Below are 7137 nucleotides of genomic sequence, written 5' to 3' on the forward strand. Positions count from 1 at the left end.
TATGTTCAATTTCACCTGTTTTTCTGTGAATCACCATTAAACGAGATTCATCTCTGTTTTCTGAAGGAAATTCGGCTAATAATTCTTCTGGCAAATTAAACTGGAAGTGTGATAATTTCATATTTTGAGTTTAAAAGTTTAGGGTTTAAAAGTTTTTGAACTTTAAACCGTGTGCAAATATACGATTGTGAGATAGGCGTTGTCAAGTAAAAACGTATATATTTTTGAATTCATCGCAAAGACGGCAATTCGCAACGTATTTTTAATGAATAAAGTAAGAGAAACTTTAAGAAACTTAAATTTCACCTATAAACAACTTCATAGAAATTACAAATAAGTTGAAATAAAAAAGTCCCGAATAATCGGGACTTTTAATTTTATTTTCTGTCTTCAAACTTTACAAAGTCTCTTAATGGATGACCTGTATATACTTGTCTTGGACGACCAATTGGTTCTTTATTAACACGCATTTCTTTCCATTGAGCAATCCATCCTGGTAAACGGCCAATTGCAAATAAAACCGTAAACATATCTGTAGGAATTCCTAATGCACGGTAAATAATACCTGAATAGAAGTCAACGTTTGGATATAATTTTCTTTCTACGAAATACGGATCCACTAAAGCTGATTCTTCTAATTTTTTAGCTATGGCTAAAATTGGATCATTTACTCCTAATTCTGCTAAAACTTCGTCTGCAGCTTTTTTAATGATTTTTGCTCTCGGATCGAAATTTTTATAAACTCTATGTCCAAATCCCATTAAACGGAATTCGTCATTTTTATCTTTTGCTTTTGCTAAATATTTATCTGCATCACCACCATCTTTTTGAATGGCTTCTAACATTTCTAATACAGCTTGATTTGCACCTCCATGTAATGGACCCCAAAGTGCTGAAACCCCTGCAGATATTGAAGCAAATAATCCGGCATGAGAAGAACCTACCATACGAACAGTAGAAGTAGAACAATTTTGCTCATGATCTGCGTGTAAAATAAATAATTTATCTAAAGCCGCTACAACGGTAGGGTTAATATGATATGGTCCTGTAGGCAATTTAAACATTAATTGCATAAAATTATCTACATACCCAATAGTATTGTCGTAATAATTTAATGGGAATCCCATGCTTTTTCTGTATGTCCAAGTTGCTAAAACTAAGAATTTACCCATAGTTTTACAAATGGCTTCATACATTTCTTTCTCATTTTCAACATTTACTACTTTTGGATTAAAAGCTGTAAGTGCACTTGTTAATGCAGATAAAACGCCCATAGGATGAGCTGTTTTTGGAAAACCATCAATGATGTTTTTCATTTCTTCATTAACTAAAGTATATTTATGTATATCCGTTTCGAAATCTGATAATTGTTTTTTGGTTGGTAATTCCCCAAAAATTACTAAATAAGAAACCTCTAAAAAGTTAGCTTTTGCAGCTAAATCTTCAATTGAATACCCACGGTATCTTAAAATTCCTTCTTCACCATCAAGAAACGTGATATCACTTTTACAAACTCCTGAATTTTTATATCCTGGATCGTAAGTAATAGCGCCTGATAAATCTCTTAATTTACTAATATCAATAGCAGTTTCATTTTCGCTTCCTACCATAACAGGAAGTTCAAATTTGTTACCATTAATTTCTATAATTGCATTTTTCGACATGATAATATGTATAATTTGTAAGTATATAATTCTTAATTGCGAATTTAATAATTAATTCTTGAATTTTAAAATTAATGTATAGATAAATTGCACAATAGGTATATATAAAATTTATAGTGTGCAAAGATCTAAAATTGCTTTTCTAATTATTAAAATTAGACAAAAATAATCTTCAAAAAGCGTACCAAAAATTTAAAATTTCACAAAAAAACACCTAAATGGTTTTTTAAGACCAAATAGGTGTTCTGTTTAGGAAATTTGTGAGTTACTGAAACGAGTTCAGTAAGACAAAAGTATTATTTCACTTTAAAAGCATTTGCGCCTGGAAAGTATGCTACTTCGTTTAATTCTTCTTCAATTCGTAATAACTGATTGTATTTTGCCATACGATCTGAACGCGATGCCGAACCGGTTTTTATTTGACCACAATTTAACGCTACTGCCAAATCTGCAATGGTGTTGTCTTCGGTTTCTCCTGAACGGTGACTCATAACTGAAGTATATCCTGCATTATGAGCCATATTTACAGCCGCAATAGTTTCAGATAACGTACCAATTTGGTTTACTTTTATTAAAATTGAATTGGCAATTCCTTCTTTGATACCGCGAGAAAGTCTTTCTACATTCGTAACAAATAAATCGTCACCAACTAATTGTACTTTATTACCAATTTTATCGGTTAAATATTTCCAACCTTTCCAATCGTCTTCGTACATTCCATCTTCAATAGAAATAATTGGATATTTTGAAGCCAATTCAGCTAAATAATCTGCTTGTTCTTCAGACGTTCTAATTTTCCCACCAGCACCTTCAAATTTTGTATAATCGTATTTTCCATCTACATAAAATTCAGAAGCTGCACAATCTAAAGCAATCATAACATCATCTCCAAAAGAATATCCTGCTTTCTCAACCGCTAATTTAATTGTATCTAAAGCATCTTCCGTTCCACCAGCTAAATTAGGGGCGAAACCACCTTCATCACCAACAGCAGTTGATAAATTTCTATCGTGTAATACTTTTTTCAGGTTGTGAAAAATCTCAGTACCCATTTGCATAGCGTGCGTAAAAGAAGTTGCTTTTACTGGAATAATCATAAATTCCTGAAATGCAATAGGCGCATCTGAATGCGAACCACCATTAATGATATTCATCATTGGAACGGGTAACGTATTTCCAGAAACTCCACCAACATATCTATATAAAGGCATACCTAATTCGTTTGCAGCAGCTTTCGCAACAGCTAAAGACACTCCTAAAATGGCGTTAGCTCCAAGATTTGATTTATTTGGCGTACCATCTAACTCAATCATCATTTTATCGATAGCGTTTTGTTCAAAAACTGACATTCCTACTAATTCAGAAGCAATAGTTGCGTTTACATTTTCAACGGCTTTTAAAACACCTTTTCCCATATAGGCTTTTCCACCGTCGCGTAATTCCACTGCTTCATGTTCGCCAGTAGAAGCTCCAGAAGGAACTGCAGCTCTTCCTAAAATTCCATTTTCTGTAATTACATCTACTTCAATAGTAGGATTACCTCTTGAATCTAATATTTGTCGTGCGTGAACTTTAATTATTATGCTCATATTTATTATTTTTTTAATTCTAAATTATTAACTAAACAAAGTTAAATATATTTTATTTCGAATTTCGTAATTATAATAAAACTTATAAACGATAACGTTTTAGTTTTTAGAAGTTTTTATGTTCGTAATAAAATCATCAAATAAATAACTTGAATCGTGTGGTCCTGGACTTGCTTCTGGATGATATTGTACTGAAAAACAGTTTTTTGATTTCATTTTCATTCCAGCAATAGTAGCGTCGTTTAGGTGAATATGCGTTAATTCAAAATCAGGATGTTTTTCTAATTCTTCTTTATTTACAGCAAAACCGTGATTTTGAGACGTAATTTCACCCTTACCCGTTACCAGATTTTTTACAGGATGATTGATTCCTCTATGTCCATTAAACATTTTATATGTTGAAATTCCATTTGCCAAAGCAATCACTTGATGACCTAAACAAATTCCAAATAATGGTTTGTTTTCAGCTAAAATATTTCTTGCCACTTCTTGCGCTGATGCTAATGGATCTGGATCTCCAGGGCCGTTTGATAAAAAATACCCGTCCGGATTAAACGCTTTCATTTCGTTAAAAGTAGCATTGTAAGGATACACCTTAATATAACAATCGCGTTTAGCTAAGTTTCTTAAGATATTTGTTTTGATTCCTAAATCTAAAGCTGCAATTTTATAAGTTGCATTTTCATTCCCGAAAAAATAAGGTTCTTTAGTCGAAACTACAGAAGCTAAATCTAAACCTTCCATATTTGGGGCTTGATCTAATTTCACTTTTAAATCTTCTATTGAAGTTCCATCGGTAGAAATAATTGCATTCATAGCACCGTTATCTCTAATATAACTTACTAAAGCGCGTGTATCGACATCTGAAATCACAATTAAATTTTGTTTTTCAAGATAATCATACAAACTTTCAGATGCATCTTCGCGAGAATAGTTCATACTAAAATTTTTACAAACTAATCCTGAAATTTTAACAGAATCTGATTCCACTTCTTTTGTATTTACACCATAATTTCCAATATGCGCATTGGTTGTAACCATAATTTGCCCATAATATGAAGGATCTGTAAATATTTCTTGATAGCCGGTTGTACCTGTATTAAATGCGATTTCACCAAAAGTTGTACCTGAAATTCCAATTGATTTTCCGTAGAAAATAGTCCCGTCTTTAAGTAAAAGAACTGCTTGTTGTTTGTTGTTGTATTTCATTAGTTGTTGTAGTTTTTAAAAAAGAGATAAGCATCTAATTTTGAGTTACCTTATTTATATTGCAAAATTACGTTATAGTATTTATAAAAAAAAAGGATAAACAAAAATTTGTTTATCCTTTTTTAATTATTTTAAATCAATCGTTTCATGATTATTCAGAAGCTTCTGTTGTTGTATCAGTTGATTCAGTTGATTCAGCAGCAGGAGTTTCCGCTACAGTTTCATCTGCTTTTTTAGATTTACCTCTACGAGTAGATGCTTTTTTAACTTCTTTTTTAGCAGTTGAATAAATTGTATTGAAATCCACTAGTTCAATCATAGCCATATCAGCGTTATCCCCTAAACGGTTTCCTAACTTAATAATACGAGTATAACCTCCTGGACGATCAGCTACTTTATCAGCTACTTCTCTGAACAATTCAGTAACAGCATATTTACTTCTTAAATAAGAAAAACAAATACGTCTGTTGTGCGTTGTATCTTCTTTTGATTTTGTTACAAGAGGCTCAATAAATTGTTTTAAAGCTTTTGCTTTTGCAACAGTTGTGTTGATACGCTTGTGTTCAATTAGAGAACATGCCATATTAGCAAGCATTGCTTTTCTATGACCTGTTTGTCTACTTAAATGATTGAATTTTTTTCCGTGTCTCATGACGTAATTATTTTATCTTCATCTTGCATCAATCCGCTTTGGAGAGCAAAATATGAATGAATTATTCTTTATCTAATTTGTATTTTGCTAAATCCATTCCGAATGTAAGGTTTTTATTCGCCACTAACTCATCTAATTCAGTTAGTGATTTTTTACCGAAATTACGGAATTTCATTAAATCGTTTTTGTTGAAAGAAACTAAGTCTCCTAAAGTGTCAACTTCAGCCGCTTTTAAGCAGTTTAAAGCTCTTACTGATAAATCCATATCAACTAATTTAGTTTTCAATAGTTGTCTCATATGTAATGATTCTTCATCATATGATTCAGTTTGAGCAATTTCATCAGCCTCAAGTGTGATTCTTTCGTCAGAAAACAACATAAAATGGTGAATCAACGTTTTAGCTGCTTCTGTTAATGCGTCTTTTGGATTTATTGAACCATCAGTTTTGATTTCGAAAACTAATTTTTCGTAATCTGTTTTTTGTTCAACACGGAAGTTTTCAATAGAATACTTCACATTTTTTACAGGCGTATAAATAGAGTCTGTAAAAATTGTACCAATAGGAGCATTTGGTTTTTTATTTTCTTCAGCAGGAACATATCCTCTACCTTTTTCGATAGAAAGTTCCATGTTGATAGTTGTTTTGCTGTCTAAATTACAAATTACTAAATCTGGATTTAAAACTTGAAAACCAGAAATAAATTTTTGGAAATCACCAGCTGTAATTTGATCTTTACCAGAAAGAGAGATAGAAACTGATTCGTTATCTACATCTTCAATTTGACGTTTAAAACGTACTTGTTTCAGATTTAAGATAATTTCAGTTACATCTTCTACTACACCAGAAATTGTTGAAAATTCATGTTCAACACCTTCTATTCTTACAGATGTAATAGCAAAACCTTCTAATGCAGAAAGTAAAACTCTTCTTAAAGCGTTACCAACTGTCAATCCATAACCAGGTTCTAAAGGTCTAAATTCGAATTTACCTTCAAAATCGGTTGAATCGATCATGATAACTTTATCGGGCTTTTGAAAATTAAATATTGCCATATCTTCGACTAATGTCAATTATTATTTGTTATACAACTCAACGATTAGTTGCTCTTTAATATTTTCTGGAATTTGAAGTCTTTGAGGAACCGTTACAAACGTACCTTGTTTCGTATCATTATTCCAAGTAATCCACTCATATACAGCAGAATTGTTAGCTAAAGAGCTTTCAATTGCTTCAAGTGATTTAGATTTTTCACGAACTGCAACAACATCGCCAGGTTTTAAATGGTAAGAAGGTACATTTACCAATTCACCATTTACTGTGATATGTCTGTGAGAAACGAATTGACGTGCAGATCTACGAGTAGGTGCAATACCCATTCTGTATACTACATTGTCTAAACGAGCTTCACAAAGTTGTAACAAGATTTCACCTGTTACACCTGAAGCAGCAGCTGCTTTTTCAAATAAATTTCTGAATTGACGCTCTAAAATACCATAGGTATATTTTGCTTTTTGCTTTTCCATTAACTGGACAGCATATTCAGATTTTTTACCTCTTCTTTTTGCCAAACCATGTTGACCAGGAGGATAATTTCTTCTTTCGAAAGCTTTATCTTCTCCGAAAATTGCTTCACCAAACTTACGGGCGATTCTTGTTTTTGGACCAGTATATCTTGCCATTTTACAAATTTTAATTTAAGGTAGGGATTATGAATTAAGGTCTTTCCTTCGATAATCTAAATTCCTACCTTTGTTTTATACTAATTGTTATACTCTTCTTCTCTTTGGAGGACGACATCCATTATGAGGCATTGGAGTAACATCAATAATTTCAGTTACTTCAATTCCACTGTTATGGATTGATCTAATAGCAGATTCTCTACCATTTCCTGGACCTTTTACGTAAACTTTTACTTTTTTAAGTCCAGCTTCAAGAGCTACTTTTCCACAATCTTCAGCAGCCATTTGGGCAGCGTACGGAGTGTTCTTTTTAGAACCTCTGAAACCCATTTTACCAGCTGA

At 32.2% G+C, this 7137-nt stretch carries 8 protein-coding genes; all 8 read right to left on the reverse strand.

All coding sequences use genetic code 11. The features are described from left to right. A partial coding sequence (locus ABWO04_RS08935) for an S-adenosylmethionine:tRNA ribosyltransferase-isomerase (protein WP_353079297.1) occupies nucleotides 1-121 on the reverse strand: 121 nt, incomplete at its 3' end. A 256-nt stretch (nucleotides 122-377) separates the two neighbouring features. After that, a complete protein-coding gene (locus ABWO04_RS08940; protein ID WP_353079285.1) occupies nucleotides 378-1664 on the reverse strand; it encodes a citrate synthase in 1287 nt (428 codons plus the stop codon). 296 nt (nucleotides 1665-1960) lie between these two features. Next, entirely contained in the window at nucleotides 1961-3253 is a 1293-nt protein-coding gene (gene eno, locus ABWO04_RS08945; RefSeq protein ID WP_353079287.1) for a phosphopyruvate hydratase, read from the reverse strand. A gap of 99 nt (nucleotides 3254-3352) precedes the next feature. Beyond that, nucleotides 3353-4462 carry a glutamine-hydrolyzing carbamoyl-phosphate synthase small subunit gene (carA, locus tag ABWO04_RS08950; protein ID WP_353079289.1) on the reverse strand — a complete coding sequence of 370 codons (1110 nt, stop codon included), beginning with the start codon at nucleotides 4460-4462 and terminating at the stop codon, nucleotides 3353-3355. A gap of 151 nt (nucleotides 4463-4613) precedes the next feature. Beyond that, the gene (gene rplQ, locus ABWO04_RS08955; protein WP_353079291.1) at nucleotides 4614-5114 is read right to left on the reverse strand and encodes a 50S ribosomal protein L17; all 501 of its coding nucleotides are present in this window, start codon (nucleotides 5112-5114) and stop codon (nucleotides 4614-4616) included. A gap of 61 nt (nucleotides 5115-5175) precedes the next feature. Further along, complete coding sequence (locus ABWO04_RS08960; protein ID WP_291241516.1) at nucleotides 5176-6168, reverse strand: DNA-directed RNA polymerase subunit alpha; 993 nt, start codon at nucleotides 6166-6168, stop codon at nucleotides 5176-5178. 21 nt (nucleotides 6169-6189) lie between these two features. After that, nucleotides 6190-6795, reverse strand: a complete 606-nt coding sequence (gene rpsD, locus ABWO04_RS08965; RefSeq protein ID WP_353079293.1) for a 30S ribosomal protein S4 — start codon at nucleotides 6793-6795, stop codon at nucleotides 6190-6192. Nucleotides 6796-6882: 87 nt separating this feature from the next. Then, a partial coding sequence (gene rpsK, locus ABWO04_RS08970) for a 30S ribosomal protein S11 (protein WP_353079295.1) occupies nucleotides 6883-7137 on the reverse strand: 255 nt, incomplete at its 5' end.

Source organism: Flavobacterium sp. (genome assembly GCF_040382755.1).
Classification (GTDB): Bacteria; Bacteroidota; Bacteroidia; order Flavobacteriales; family Flavobacteriaceae; genus Flavobacterium.